General features: G+C 59.2%; 10 protein-coding genes. 8 read left to right on the forward strand and 2 right to left on the reverse strand.

Going from position 1 to position 13,914, the window contains the following annotated elements; genetic code table 11:
- Positions 1-66: 66 nt before the first annotated feature.
- Positions 67-411, forward strand: a complete 345-nt coding sequence (locus BMH52_RS02160; RefSeq protein WP_014717985.1) for an FKBP-type peptidyl-prolyl cis-trans isomerase — start codon at positions 67-69, stop codon at positions 409-411.
- A 28-nt stretch (positions 412-439) separates the two neighbouring features.
- Here BMH52_RS02160 and BMH52_RS02165 read toward each other — a convergent pair whose 3' ends face one another.
- Positions 440-1,177 carry a helix-turn-helix transcriptional regulator gene (locus tag BMH52_RS02165; protein WP_073842799.1) on the reverse strand — a complete coding sequence of 246 codons (738 nt, stop codon included), beginning with the start codon at positions 1,175-1,177 and terminating at the stop codon, positions 440-442.
- A gap of 74 nt (positions 1,178-1,251) precedes the next feature.
- On the opposite strand from BMH52_RS02165, the gene BMH52_RS02170 reads away from it, so the two are divergent.
- The 7 genes from BMH52_RS02170 (at position 1,252) to BMH52_RS02200 (ending at position 11,990) form a co-directional block, all read left to right on the forward strand.
- Positions 1,252-2,412 carry a cytochrome P450 gene (locus tag BMH52_RS02170; RefSeq protein ID WP_073842801.1) on the forward strand — a complete coding sequence of 387 codons (1,161 nt, stop codon included), beginning with the start codon at positions 1,252-1,254 and terminating at the stop codon, positions 2,410-2,412.
- Complete coding sequence (locus BMH52_RS02175; protein WP_014717987.1) at positions 2,409-2,753, forward strand: antibiotic biosynthesis monooxygenase; 345 nt, start codon at positions 2,409-2,411, stop codon at positions 2,751-2,753. The genes BMH52_RS02170 and BMH52_RS02175 overlap by 4 nt, the downstream gene beginning before the upstream one ends.
- A gap of 548 nt (positions 2,754-3,301) precedes the next feature.
- Positions 3,302-6,007, forward strand: coding sequence for a magnesium-translocating P-type ATPase (mgtA, locus tag BMH52_RS02180; RefSeq protein ID WP_073842803.1), 2,706 nt, complete (start codon positions 3,302-3,304; stop codon positions 6,005-6,007).
- Positions 6,008-6,174: 167 nt separating this feature from the next.
- On the forward strand, positions 6,175-6,891 hold the full coding sequence (locus BMH52_RS02185; protein ID WP_019821435.1) for an MgtC/SapB family protein: 717 nt from the start codon (positions 6,175-6,177) through the stop codon (positions 6,889-6,891).
- Positions 6,892-7,180: 289 nt separating this feature from the next.
- Positions 7,181-7,807, forward strand: coding sequence for a response regulator transcription factor (locus tag BMH52_RS02190; RefSeq protein WP_072435652.1), 627 nt, complete (start codon positions 7,181-7,183; stop codon positions 7,805-7,807).
- A gap of 53 nt (positions 7,808-7,860) precedes the next feature.
- Complete coding sequence (locus tag BMH52_RS02195) at positions 7,861-11,433, forward strand: transporter substrate-binding domain-containing protein (protein ID WP_371915694.1); 3,573 nt, start codon at positions 7,861-7,863, stop codon at positions 11,431-11,433.
- Between the two features lie 134 nt (positions 11,434-11,567).
- Positions 11,568-11,990 (forward strand): hypothetical protein, encoded by a 423-nt coding sequence (locus BMH52_RS02200; RefSeq protein ID WP_032903477.1) that lies wholly within the window; start codon positions 11,568-11,570, stop codon positions 11,988-11,990.
- Between the two features lie 290 nt (positions 11,991-12,280).
- Here BMH52_RS02200 and BMH52_RS02205 read toward each other — a convergent pair whose 3' ends face one another.
- On the reverse strand, positions 12,281-13,360 hold the full coding sequence (locus BMH52_RS02205; protein WP_073842807.1) for a 3-deoxy-7-phosphoheptulonate synthase: 1,080 nt from the start codon (positions 13,358-13,360) through the stop codon (positions 12,281-12,283).
- Positions 13,361-13,914 lie beyond the last annotated feature (554 nt).

Below are 13,914 nucleotides of genomic sequence, written 5' to 3' on the forward strand. Positions count from 1 at the left end.
TGCACTTGCCAAACCCATCCGATTCTGGGAAAACCCCAGCCTTTTCACGCCTTCAATGAGAACCCTATGAGTCACGATGAACTGCAGGTCACAGACATCCGCCTGGGCGACGGCAAAGCCGTGGTCAAGGGCGCGCTGATCACCACCCAATACACAGGCACCCTGGAAGATGGCACGGTGTTCGATTCCTCCTGGGAACGGGGCAAACCGTTTCAGTGCGTGATCGGCACTGGCCGCGTGATCAAGGGTTGGGACCAGGGCTTGATGGGCATGCAGGTTGGCGGCGTGCGCACGTTGTATGTACCCGCGCACCTGGCCTATGGCGAGCGCTCGATGGGCGCGCATATCAAACCCAACAGTAACCTGCGCTTCGAGATTGAATTGCTGGAAGTGCTGACGCGGGATGATTGAGGTGGCTGAACATGGACGGTGCTTGGCCTTATGCGCAGGCGCTGCCTGATCGCTTCAGTTCTGGCTCTTCAACCCTTATCCCAAACTTGCCCGACAGCTCCTTTCGCCCCTTGGGCGTCACGGCCAGCGCCCGACTATCAAGGTCCTGGATAACCCATTTGCGGCTGATGACGGCCTGTAGCACAGCGGCCCCCAGTGCGCCGGCGAGGTGAGGACGGCGCATGCTCCAGTCCAGGCATGCGCAAGCGAAACGACGCCTCTGTACCCTTAAGATATCTACCTCGATACCGAGCCCTGCCATCGCTTTTTCGCCCGCCACGCTGAGCTGATACGTACCGTCACTCGCGTCCGACATGCTCAGCCAGCCGGAGTCGAGGAAATAGTCGTGCAGTTGTACCGCCAAGGACCCCGCCATGTGGTCATAACAGGTTCGCGCAAGCTGCAACCGACTGGGGGTTGTCGAAACAAACGAGGTCTGAGCGTTTCGGCTGATCACCATAAGGGCTTCAATCGCTTGGGCCACATGCGCATCTGTCAGGCTGAAGTAGCGGTGCCTGCCCTGGGTGTGCAGTTTTATCAAACCGTCCTCTTTAAGCCTTGCCAAGTGTGCGCTCGCCGTAGAAGCACTGACGTCGGCGATGACGGCCAGTTCAGTACTGGTACGGGCGTGACCGTCCATCAGCGAACATAGCATTTTCGTCCTTGCGGGCTCGGCAATGGCGCCGGCGACACGCGAAATGGCAGTGTCATTGCTTTGGGAATCCATATTTCGTTCCTGAACGAATTGTCGGAGTGACGATTGTTCGATAGTAGCTGTTCTTAGCGAAAAGGACTGCCACCATGACGCCGTTTGAAGCCGCCACCCATGCCGACCCATACGATTATTACGCACGCCTCAGGCGACAAAGTGAACTGGTCTTCGATGCAGATCTTGGTTTATGGATTGCCAGTGGCGCCAGTGTTGTCGAGGCCATTCTGGAGCATCCCGACTGCCTTGTACGTCCACCGCACGAGCCGATTCCAGCGGCCATTGCACAAGGCGCGGCAGGCGATATCTTTGGTCGTTTGATGCGTATGAACGAGGGCGTGCAACACCGGTGTCCCCGGAGGGTTATCGAACCCGCCTTGGGCTCGCTGGGAACCGAAAATATCGCAGGTATCGTGGCGCGGGTTGTCGAGACACTGGATGACCCGGTCGGTAACCCGAACGAGTGGATGTTCAGGTTACCGGTTTCGGTCATTGCGACTTTGATAGGTTTCGCACCCAGCCAGTGTCAGGAAGTCGCGCAACTGACACAAGATTTTGTCGCCTGTCTATCGCCACTGAGCGACGAAGCTCAACTCAGTGAAGCCCATTGCGGGGCGGCTCGGCTGAGGCAGATGTTCCAAGCGCTGCTGAATAACGACGATAAGCGTAGCGGCTTGTTGGACCGTCTTTATGGCGAATACCAAGCCTCAGCCTGGAAAGACGATGATGCGTTGATAGCGAATCTGATTGGCCTGTTGTCACAGACCTGCGAAGCCACTGCAGGCCTGATCGGCAACGCCCTCATAGCGCTCCAACGAAACCCTGACCTGTTTGACGGCATGCACGCCACACCTATGTACGTCGCTGAGTGGGTGGCAGAGGTGGCACGCCACGACTCACCGGTACAAAACACGCGACGCTTCGTTGCACAACGCTGCACGATTGGCGGCAGCGTTCTAGAGGCAGGCGATACCGTTTTACTGTTGCTTGCTGCTGCCAACCGAGATCCCTGCGCCAACCCAGACCCCGACAGTTTCCTGATCAACCGAACTCAACGACGAACCTTCAGCTTCGGCGCAGGCAGGCATCAATGCCCAGGCCAGCCATTGGCATTGGCTATTGCCTCAGAGGTGATTTCGGCATTCTTGCATCGACGGCCAGACTTATTTGCCCGTGCTTATCGCTGGGATTATTTGCCTTCCCTTAATGGCCGCATCCCGCGGTTCTACCGTGATGAGGAGACTCAACAGTGATCGCTGTTATTTTTGAAGCCTGGCCACACGAGGAGCACTACCAGCGTTATCTCGACCTCGCTGCCGAACTCAAGCCCTTGCTCGCTCAAATCGATGGATTCATTTCAGTTGAGCGTTTCCAGAGCCTGAGTGAGCCTGGAAAGCTGCTCTCCCTATCATTCTGGCGTGACGAGGAAGCCATCCAGCAGTGGCGCAGCCTTGAGCTACATCGAGCCGCTCAATCAACAGGCCGTCGGCAGGTTTTCGCTGACTACCACCTGCGCATTGCCCAGGTAGTGCGCGATTACAGTCTCGAGGATCGTGTTCAAGCGCCGACCGATAGCAGGCAGGCTCATGAGTGAAAGCAGCACTCCGCCTCTGTAGGAGCGAGCTTGCTCGCGAAAAACTCGCAGGCGCCGCGTTCACACAGCAAGCACGCGTTATCGTTGGCGTTTTTCGCGAGCAAGCTCGCTCCTACGGTTGTTACCTGAACCCATCCTGAAGAATTTTCTTATTCACCATGCAGGCACTTTCCTACGGTTTACTCCGCCAACATCGGGGCGTAAGCTTCGCGCGTTTTCATCAATAGCGGAGACCCTCAGTGGGTACTTGTTCGAGTGACAGTCGTCGGCCGGTTTCGGTAACCGGCCTCTTGGCAAGGTAACGCGCATTTTCCAGATGCCGTTGTCTCGCCTCACAAAGCGAGAAGCGGCATCCCGGCGGTGACCAGTCCTGGCACCCGCCTGATTCCCTCTCATCGACGCTGACCAGCACCTGGGTAACGCCTGGATGCTACGGACGCGCCTGCCTGTTACGGCGGGCGGGCCAGGTTCGGCTGTGCCTGTGTGACGGGCGCGGTGTGGACGGGCAGTACCTGCACGACGGTTTTTCCTCGCGCAGGAGTTACACCATGAACCTCACTTTGCTCAAAGAGTTCTTCGCCGGTTTCCTGCGGACCCGGCATATCGCCCGGCATTTTCGCCGCCTGGCGATGCTGGAGACCGTGACCGATGCCAGTGTCAGCCGCGAAGTACCGCCCAGCCTGGCGCAGACACTGGTGGCGTCTGCCAACCGCAGCACTGTGCAATTGCTGGGCGTGCTGGGCAGCCACACCGAGGGCCTGAACACTCAGGAGGCCGACGCCCTGCGCGTGCAGTACGGCCTCAATGAAGTCGAACACGAGCAGCCGCTGCCGTGGTGGGTGCACCTGTGGCATTGCTACAAGAACCCGTTCAACCTGCTGCTGACTCTGTTGGCGGTGATCTCTTGGCTGACCGAAGACATGAAGGCCGCCACGGTGATTTTCTCCATGGTGGTGCTCTCGACCTTGTTGCGCTTCTGGCAGGAGGCCAAGTCGAACAAGGCCGCCGACGCCTTGAAGGCCATGGTGAGCAACACCGCGACGGTGCTGCGCCGCGATGCTGCCAAGCGCATTGAACTGCCGATCAAACAACTGGTGCCAGGCGATCTGATTGTATTGTCGGCCGGCGACATGATCCCCGCGGACTGCCGCGTGCTCAGCGCCAAGGACCTGTTCGTCAGCCAGGCGGCGATGACCGGTGAATCCATGCCGGTGGAGAAGTTTGCCCACCAGCAGGACGCCCACACGCGCAACCCGCTGGAGCTGGAAAATATTCTGTTCATGGGCACCAACGTGGTGTCCGGCGCCGCCACGGCGGTGGTCCTGGCCACCGGCAACAGCACGTATTTTGGTGCATTGGCGCAACGCGTCACGGCGACGGACCGTGCGACCACCTCGTTCCAGCAGGGGGTCAACAAGGTCAGTTGGTTGCTGATTCGCTTTATGTTCGTGATGGCGCCGCTGGTGCTGTTCATCAACGGCTTCACCAAGGGCGACTGGACCGAGGCGTTGCTGTTCGCGCTGTCGATTGCGGTTGGCCTGACCCCGGAAATGCTGCCCATGATCGTCACCTCGACCTTGGCCAAGGGCGCGGTGTTTCTGTCGCGCAAAAAGGTCATCGTCAAGCGCCTGGACGCGATCCAGAACTTTGGCGCCATGGACGTGCTGTGCACCGACAAGACCGGCACGCTCACCCAGGACAAGATTTTCCTGGCGCGCCATGTGGACGTGTGGGGCCAGGAGTCGGACGACGTACTGGAAATGGCCTACCTCAACAGCTACTACCAGACCGGCTTGAAAAACCTGTTGGATGTGGCCGTGCTCGAGCATGTGGACATCCATCGCGAGTTGAAAGTCGGCACCGCGTTCAACAAGATTGACGAGATTCCCTTCGACTTCAACCGCCGCCGCATGTCGGTAGTGGTGGCCGAGCAGCATCAACCGCACTTGTTGATCTGCAAAGGGGCGGTGGAGGAAATTTTGTCGGTGTGCAACCGCGTGCGCCATGGCGACGTCGATGAAGCGCTGACCGACGAACTGCTGGCGCGCATTCGCCAGGTGACGGCGGCCTTTAACGAAGAAGGGTTGCGGGTAGTGGCGGTAGCGGCGCAGCCGATGCCGGCGGGGCGCGACACCTACACCCTGGCCGATGAAAACAACCTGACGCTGATCGGCTATGTGGCATTTCTCGACCCACCCAAGGAAAGCACCGCCCCCGCCCTCAAGGCCCTGAAGGCCCACGGCGTGGCGGTGAAAGTGTTGACCGGCGACAACGAACTGGTCACGGCGAAGATCTGCCGCGAAGTGGGTCTTGCGCAACAAGGCTTGCTGATGGGTAACGACATCGAGGCGATGAGCGACGCCGAACTGGCCCTGGCGGTGGAAACCACCAATGTGTTTGCCAAGCTCACCCCCAGCCACAAGGAACGCATCGTACGGCTGCTCAAGGCCAACGGACATGTGGTGGGCTTTATGGGCGATGGCATCAACGACGCTCCGGCGTTGCGCACGGCGGATATCGGGATTTCGGTGGACAGTGCGGTGGACATCGCCAAGGAAGCGGCTGACATCATCCTGCTGGAGAAGAGCCTGATGATCCTGGAGGAGGGCGTGCTGGAAGGCCGGCGCACCTTCGCCAACATGCTCAAGTACATCAAGATGACCGCCAGTTCCAACTTCGGCAACGTGTTTTCGGTGTTGGTAGCCAGTGCCTTCATTCCGTTTCTGCCGATGCTGCCGATGCACCTGCTGGTGCAAAACCTGCTGTATGACATCTCGCAAATTGCGATTCCGTTCGACAACGTCGATGACGAGATGCTTGCCACGCCGCAACGCTGGCAGCCCGGGGAAGTGGGACGTTTCATGTTGTTCTTCGGGCCGATCAGTTCGATCTTCGACATCACCACGTTCGCACTCATGTGGTATGTGTTCGATGCCAACACTCCAGACCACCAGACGCTGTTCCAGTCCGGCTGGTTCGTGGTGGGGCTGCTGACCCAGACCCTGATCGTGCACATGATCCGCACGCCGAAAATCCCGTTCCTGCAAAGCCGTGCAGCGCTGCCGTTGATGCTGATGACCGGCGTGATCATGGCCGTGGGGATATTCCTGCCGATGGGGCCTTTGGCGCACTACTTCAAATTGCAGGCGCTGCCGTCGCTGTACTTCGTGTTCCTGCCGGTGATTTTGCTGGCGTACATGGCGCTGACCCAGGCGGTGAAGGGCTACTACATCCGCAGGTTTGGCTGGCAGTAACAGGTCCCATGCAACATTGCCAAACCCTGTGGGAGCCGGGCTTGCCCGTGATGGCGGTGTATCAGTCGCCAGACTCATGGGTCGGTGTACCGCTATCGCAGGCAAGCCAGCTCCCACAGGGACCTGCGGTGTTTTTCAATTTGTCGCTGCATTCATGGAGATTTTTTATGCAGGCAATCAACAACATCAACCTCAACTCCCTGGTCGACACCGTGGTCAGCCTCAGCGCTGCGTTTATTCTCGGTGGCCTGATCGGGTTCGAGCGCCAGTACCGCCAACGCACCGCCGGCTTACGTACCAATGTGCTAGTGGCGGTAGGCGCGGCGATCTTTGTCGACATGGCCAACCGCCTGGGCGGTGCGGAAGGCGCGGTGCGCGTGGTCGCTTACGTGGTGTCGGGCATCGGCTTTTTGGGGGCGGGTGTGATCATGCGGGAGGAGGGCAATGTACGCGGGCTTAACACTGCCGCCACCCTCTGGGCTTCGGCGGCGGTGGGCGCCTGCGCCGGGGCCGACCTGATCCTCGAGGCTTTGCTGGGCACGCTGTTTGTGCTGGCGGCCAACACCTTGCTGCGGCCGATCGTCAATAACATCAACCGCCAACCCTTGGACGTGGTGTCGGCAGAGGTCACCAATATCCTCTATGTCATTGCGCGCCGCAGTCAGCAACAGGCGGTGATGGCATTGCTGGAAGCCGAGTTGGCCCGCTGCAACTACCCGGCCAGTGATGTCGATGTGCGGCCGTTCGGCAGCGACGAAGTGGAAATCGAGGCCATCCTGGCCGCCACGTCGGTGGATGGCGATGAACTGGATGCACTGGTGGCGCGCCTCTCAACATCAACCCTGGTGGTACAGGCTTTCTGGAGCCCGAGTACCACCGATTGATCCCCTTTGGGCTGGCCAGGATTGGCTAAGCTTGTTTGTGGAAAAATCCTACATGTAGTCCGGATTATCCCTTCAGTTGAAACATCATTGCGTTGCTAAGGTTGGGCACTTGCGGCTGTTGGGTCGTTGAGGTCCGGCGTCCGTGGTTATGCTGAGTTAATTGAAGGGGCCAGACACCGCCTCGTTACCGTCCTCAGAGGGCAGCGCCGCTCGTCGGAACTGTCAGTTCTCACAGGTACCCAGGTCCGGTGTGATGTGTAAGGGTATTTTGTCCACATAGGGAAGTTTTATGAGCAAAGCATTAATTGTGGATGACCATCCGTTTATCCGGGCGACGGTCAAATACCTCCTGCAAGCGGAGGGGTTTGATGAGATTTTTCAGGCAGGGGATGGCGCAGATGCCATGCAGTTGGCGAGGGAGCAACGTCCCGAGCTGATTATCCTCGACCTGGCAATGCCTAAATTAGGCGGGTTGGAGGTTATCAGCCGCATCAAGGCGTTGGGCCTGCCATGCAAGATTCTGGTACTGACCTCCTACCTGGCGGTGTTTTTTTCTACCCGCTGCATGCGTTCCGGTGCCATGGGGTTCGTCGCCAAGACCGGTGAACTGGATGAGCTGCAAAAGGCTATCAAAGCCATCATGTCGGGCTACAGTTGCTTCCCCAGTTTGCCGACCAGTTCGGTGCGTCGCGACGATCTGCAAGAAACGGAACGGCAGATGATCGACTGCCTGTCGGATCGTGAATTGACCGTGTTGCAGATGCTGGCCCTGGGGCTGGGTAACAAGGAAATCGCCGAGCAAATGCTGCTGAGCCACAAGACCATCAGTACCTACAAGACTCGACTCAAGGAGAAGTTACGAATGTCCTCGGTAGTGCACTTATCCAAGTTTGCCCAGCGCAACCATCTGATCTGATCCGAACTGAAATGGTCACCACCGCGTTGATGAGGTTCGCCACGGTCCTTTGGATGAGCCTGTTACCCCTGATCGCGGTGGCCCTCGAAGAGCCTCACGCTTTGCGGCTGTTGGGGCACTCTCATATCGAAACCCCGCAAGTGACGCTGGACGAGGCCGACTGGCGTTGGCTGCGTGAGCGGGGCTCATTACTGATGGGCGTCTCGGCGCCCGATTACGTACCTTTTGACTTGACTAACAACAACGACGAGCTCGAAGGTATCACGGCCGATTTTGCCGCATTGGTCGGCCAGGCCCTGCATATCTCCATCGAGGTTCGGCGTTACGACACACGCGATGAAGTGATCGAGGCCCTGAAGCAGGGAGCGGTGGATTTCCTCGGTTCCGCCAATGGCTATGAAGCGGCCGATCCGCAACTGCTGTTGTCTCGCTCTTATGCCAACGATCAACCGACCCTGGTGACCCGCAGCGGTGACAGCCAGGTGTTGAATGATGACCTGGCCGGCAAGCGCGTGGCGATGCTGTATCACTATATGCAGCCCGACGCCGTACGGGCGTTTTACCCCCAGGCCCAGCTGGAACTGTTTGCCTCGACCTTCGAAGCCATTGGTGCCGTGGCGTTTGGTCGTGCCGACGTCTACCTGGGGGATGCCATCAGTAGCAACTACCTGATCAATCGCAACCACCTCAACAATGTACGCATGGCGGATTTTTCCGGCCTGGAAGTCAATCCGTTTGCGTTTGCCGTCACCCGGGAAAATACGCGTTTACTGCCCATCCTCAATGCTGCGCTGGAGGCGATTCCCGCCAGCGAGCAGATGGAAATTCTACGCCGCTGGAGCGGGGGTAACCTGGGCATAATCGGCGTTGACCGGCTGCACTTGAGCGCCAGTGAACAACGCTGGGTGCAGAAAAATCCACGGGTCAGGGTCGCGGTGCTCAATGATTTCCTTCCCTTATCGTTTATCGGCGATCAAGGCCAATTCGAAGGGCTGAGTGCCGAAGTGCTGTCGCGCATCAGTTTGCGTACCGGCTTGAAGTTCGATGTGGTGCCAGGCAGTTCGTTGCCGCGCCAGATCAACATTGTCAGCGCGGGCACGGCGGACATGCTGGCGGTCGTCACGCCTAGCGTGGAGCGGGCTGATAAAGTGCGCTTTACCCGGCCCTACTTGACCAACCCCTTTGTGCTGGTTACCCGCGACGGTCCGCACAGCCCGCTCACGCTGGAGGACATGGTCGGCAAACGCCTGGCCATGGTGGTTGGCAATGGGCTGCACGATGAGATAGCGCAGAATTTTCCAGGCGTGATCTTTGTCGACGTGGAGACCCCCCAGCAAGCCATGGCGCTGGTGGCCAATGGTGACGCCGATGGCGCGGTCAACTCATTGATCAGCGCACGCTATCTGATCAACCGGTATTACCGCGACCGCTTGCGTGTCACCAGTACGGTCGGCACCGAGCCTGCACGCGTGACCTTTGGGGTCAACCGCAGTCAATTGGAGTTGTATTCGATCCTCGACAAGGCACTGCTGAGTATCACCCCGCAGGAAATGGACGAGTTGATTGGCCAGTGGCGCAGCGAGGTCATCATCGAGGACAGTTACTGGTTGCGCTATCGCAACGTGATTCTTCAAGGCTTTGGGTTGGCGGCGCTGTTGTTGGCCGTCACGCTGGGCTGGGCCATTTACCTGCGCAGCCTGATTCGCAAGCGCCTGCAGGCCGAGCGGGCGCTGAGCGATCAGATGCGGTTCATGAGTGTATTGATTGATGGCACGCCGCACCCGATTTACGTGCGTGATCGCCAAGGGAGGCTGATGGCCTGCAATAACGCCTACCTCGACGTGTTTGGCTACAAGCTTGAAGACGTGATCGGCAGGACGGTGGTGGAAACCGACGTCGAAAACCCGCCACAGGCCCAGTCGTTTCATGAGGATTACCTGCGCTTGATGGCTGGGGGCGAGCCGCAGATTCATGATCGAATACTCAAGGTGCCCAACGGCGATGTGCTGACCATTTACCAGTGGATGCTGCCGTACCGCGACGGCGACGACAAGGTGGTGGGTATGATTGCCGGTTGGGTCGACGTGAGCGAGCGGCACCGCTTGCTCGGCCAGCTACAGGAAGCCAAGGACGATGCCGACGCCGCCAATCGCGCCAAGACTACCTTCCTGGCGACCATGAGCCACGAGATCCGCACGCCCATGAATGCCGTGATCGGCATGATTGAGCTGGCGTTGAAAAATGCCGAACAGGGGCGGGTCGACCGCGACGCCCTGGAGGTGGCCTCGGTGGCTTCGCGGGGGATGCTGGAGTTGATCGGCGATATTCTCGATATCGTGCGGATCGAGTCCGGGCACTTGTCGCTGACCCTGGAGCCCGCCAACCTGCATGAGCTGTTGGCGTCGGTCGCACGGGTGTTCGAGGGGCTGGCCCGAGCCAAGGGGTTGGCGCTGCAGGTTGAATTGGACCCGCTGATTGACCAGGCAGTGCTGGTCGACCCGCTGCGATTCAAGCAAGTGGTGTCGAACCTGCTGAGCAATGCCATCAAGTTCACTCCCCATGGGCAGGTCAGCCTGGTTGCACGGGCGGTGGTCGAGGGCGATCGCTTGGCCGTGCAATTATGGGTGCAAGACACCGGCATTGGAATTAGCGTCGCCGACCAGCAGCGGCTGTTCAGCGTGTTTATCCAGGGCAGCAACAATCAGCAGTCGGCACGCAGCGGGTCTGGGCTGGGGTTGGTGATCAGCCGCAGCTTGTGCGAAATGATGGGCGGCCAATTGCACTTGAGTAGTGTGCTGGGGCATGGCACTCGGGTGGACGTGACGTTGGCCCTGGCCATGACCGCCACGCTGCCGGCCCCGATTGAGCCTGTGCAAGAGGCGGCGCCTGAGGGCCGTGCGCTGAGCATTCTGGTGGTGGACGACTACCCGGCCAATCGCTTGCTGCTGGCTCGACAGTTGAGCTTTCTGGGCCACCGTATCGTCACGGCCGAAGACGGTGTGCAGGGGCTGGAGCAGTGGCGAGCGGGGCAGTTCGATGGCGTCATTACCGATTGCAACATGCCCTTCAAGAACGGCTATCAACTAGCACAGGACATTCGCGCGCAAGAGCGTGAGCAGGGTCTTGAACCCTGCCTGTTGCTGGGGTTCACCGCCAACGCCCAGCCGGAGGAAGCTGAGCGCTGCCGGCAGGCGGGCATGGATGGGTGCCTGTTCAAGCCAACCGGGCTTGACGACTTGCGGTCGGCGCTGGCCTCGCGTTTGGCAGACGCGGGCCCGCAGCCTGTGCCGACATTCGATTTGAGCACACTCGTCGCGCTGACCGGCGATGATCACGCAGCGCTTGTCGGATTGTTGGCGCCGTTGCTTAAAAGCCTGGGGGAGGACCGTGCCTTGCTGCCACGCCTGGCAAGCCAGGCAGATTTTGCCAAGCTGCACGACCTGGCCCACCGTGCCAAGGGCGGCGCGCGAATGGTCAAGGCAAACCTATTGATCAGTGGGTGTGAAGCATTGGAGGCCGCATGTGAACAGCGCGACCGTCAGGCATTGGGGCCCGCGGTTGACGGCGTGAACGAAGCGCTTGATGTTTTGCATCGTGGCTTGAAAGCTTATTGCAATCAGCCCTGACTGCGGTTGATCGCCATTCGGGAAATTTGGGAAAACTCTTACACAAACCGGGAACATGCCTGATTTTGTCGTCGGCATATGTCTGGAGAATGGGCTGCGCTCACTGCCGAGCACTGCCTGCCCAGGGGTTTGCCATGCCGAACAAAGCACTGACCATCCTGATTGCCGATGAACAGCATCTGCAACGCTTGTACATCGAGAAAATGCTCAACCAGTTGGGTTATTACCGGATCGTGCCGGTGCAAACATTCGAAGAGGTGCGGATTCTCACTGCCATTCCTGCCGAACCCTTCGACGTGCTGATAATCAATGCGGGGCTGATGGCCCAAGCCCATGAGCCTCTGCCCCAGGTGCGTCATGTACTCGTCTACGAGCATCTGGACCTGGGCGCCCCTTGCGGCGTAACGCCGGCTGTGCGAGTGCGATTGCCGGGTGTGCCGGACCACGTCAACCTCGAACACTTCATGGACATCGTCGACCCCTGCGAGACTGCCAACGGCCTGCGGGTGTTGCCGTGGCTTCGAGAGCTGTCCCGCATGCCGGTGGCCCGGGCCTAGTCCACAGCCATTGTTTGTAGGAGCTCGCTCGCGAAAAACTCGCAGGCGCTGCGTTTATTCAGGAAGCACGCGTTATCGTTGACGTTTTTTTGCGAGCAAGCTCGCTCCTGCACGAAGGCGATTCAAGGGTGCATCGTGTTTACCGTATGCCACGAAATCTACGGGCCAGTTCAATCTTCGCAGAAGCAGGCAAGAGAAGGCATCGAGCACACGCCACTACCGGCCCATGCCCGCCCACTGCAGGAGTTTGCCAAACAGAAATTCCAGGCCGATCTAATGTTTTTCACCGATCAGTCGGCTTTGCCGTGTTCCCGCAAACGCTCGGCGGCACTGCGTAACAACTGCTCGGTCCCGTCCCAACCCAGGCAACCATCGGTCACCGAAACGCCGTATTTCATCGACGCGCTCAGCGGCTGGCAGCCTTCGAACAGGTGACTCTCAAGCATCATGCCGACCAGCGAGGTATCACCTTGCAAACGCTGCTCCAGCACGTCATTGAATACCGCCGGTTGGCGCAGCGGGTTCTTGCCGCTGTTGGCATGGCTGCAATCGACCATGATTCGTGGCGCTACTTTGGACTTGGCCAGGTCATGCTTTACGTCGGCCACGCTTTGCGCATCGTAGTTGGGCCCACGATGGCCGCCGCGCAGCACCAAATGAGTGTCGGGGTTGCCGGGCGTCTGGATGATCGCCGGGTGGCCCTGGCTGTCGACGCCGAAATGACGATGCGGGTGAGAGGCTGAGCGCATTGCATCGCAGGCAATGGCGACGCCACCGTCGGTGCCGTTCTTGAAGCCCACGGGCATGCCCAGGCCGCTGGCCATTTCGCGGTGAATCTGCGACTCGGTCGTGCGTGCGCCAATGGCGACCCAAGTGAGCAGGTCATCGAAGTAGCCGGCGGCCATGGGTTGTAGCAACTCGGTGGCCACCGGCAGGCCCAGGCGCAGCATTTCACGCATCAGTTGGCGGGACAGGGTCAGGCCGGCGGCCATGTCATCGCTGCCGTCCAAGTGCGGATCGTAGGCCAAGCCTTTCCAGCCCACAGTGGTGCGCGGTTTCTCGACGTAGGCACGGATCACCAGCAGCATCTGGTCGCTGACTTCAAGCGCAAGCTTCTTCAGATTGCGCGCGTATTCCATGGCCGATTCCGGGTCGTGGATCGAGCACGGGCCGACAATCACCAGCAAGCGTGAATCTTCGCCATTGAGGATGGCGCGCACGGCTTGGCGATGGGCGTGGACTTGTTCGTTGAGGAACGGGCTGAGCGGGAGTTGGTGCTTGAGTTCAAGAGCGCTGGGCAAACGCTGGGTCAGGGCTTCATTGGCGCTGTTGAGGGAAGAGACGGGCAAAGCGGCGACGGAGGAGTTCATATTCAAGGCTTCCTGGGCAAGCGGCGGGCGATTCCCGCACGCTTGGCCTACTGGGGTGTTCGACAATTGGCCGTATCGGCTACGTGTGTTGGCTTGCCACCACGGGGTGACCGGTCGGAGGCGGCAGGCTGTCCCGAACGGAGCTGGCTAAATCGCCATGCAGTGCAAGTGTCGTAGCGGTAATAGGTGGCGTAGTTCATGGTGTGATTCCTTTAAGTGAGCGTGAAAAACAAATTGTCAGGCGCTGAAAAAACAAAACCCCCGGTCGGGGAGCCGACCGGGGGTTTAGATTTCTCTGGTAGGCGACCCCTTGAGTAGTGGGCGCCGATTTCAGGTATCAGGCGCGCCAGTGGCTAAACCAATACCCAAAATAAAAGCCGGCCAGTGCGCTCGAACCATTCACATTGGTAGCCGACACCGAGCGCAAGGCGCTGGCAGCAGGGCAAACCTGAGTGTGGGTGAGTGGCAACATGGGGCTCTCCAAATGATGGGGGGAGCTTACTAGAGGCGTGCGGGTGGATTCAATCAGTAATTTCTATTGCGTGGCAGTACTT

Origin of the sequence: Pseudomonas sp. BTN1 (assembly GCF_001907715.1) — a bacterium.
GTDB classification, from domain to species: Bacteria; Pseudomonadota; Gammaproteobacteria; order Pseudomonadales; family Pseudomonadaceae; genus Aquipseudomonas; species Aquipseudomonas paracarnis.

What these genes read in the sequence shown, in the direction of transcription:
- BMH52_RS02205 (WP_073842807.1), bottom strand. Translation starts at nt 13,360, where the DNA reads ATGAACTCCTCCGTCGCCGCTTTGCCCGTCTCTTCCCTCAACAGCGCC.
- mgtA (WP_073842803.1), top strand. Translation starts at nt 3,302, where the DNA reads ATGAACCTCACTTTGCTCAAAGAGTTCTTCGCCGGTTTCCTGCGGACC.
- BMH52_RS02165 (WP_073842799.1), bottom strand. Translation starts at nt 1,177, where the DNA reads ATGGATTCCCAAAGCAATGACACTGCCATTTCGCGTGTCGCCGGCGCC.
- BMH52_RS02195 (WP_371915694.1), top strand. Translation starts at nt 7,861, where the DNA reads ATGAGCCTGTTACCCCTGATCGCGGTGGCCCTCGAAGAGCCTCACGCT.
- BMH52_RS02170 (WP_073842801.1), top strand. Translation starts at nt 1,252, where the DNA reads ATGACGCCGTTTGAAGCCGCCACCCATGCCGACCCATACGATTATTAC.
- BMH52_RS02200 (WP_032903477.1), top strand. Translation starts at nt 11,568, where the DNA reads ATGCCGAACAAAGCACTGACCATCCTGATTGCCGATGAACAGCATCTG.
- BMH52_RS02160 (WP_014717985.1), top strand. Translation starts at nt 67, where the DNA reads ATGAGTCACGATGAACTGCAGGTCACAGACATCCGCCTGGGCGACGGC.
- BMH52_RS02190 (WP_072435652.1), top strand. Translation starts at nt 7,181, where the DNA reads ATGAGCAAAGCATTAATTGTGGATGACCATCCGTTTATCCGGGCGACG.
- BMH52_RS02185 (WP_019821435.1), top strand. Translation starts at nt 6,175, where the DNA reads ATGCAGGCAATCAACAACATCAACCTCAACTCCCTGGTCGACACCGTG.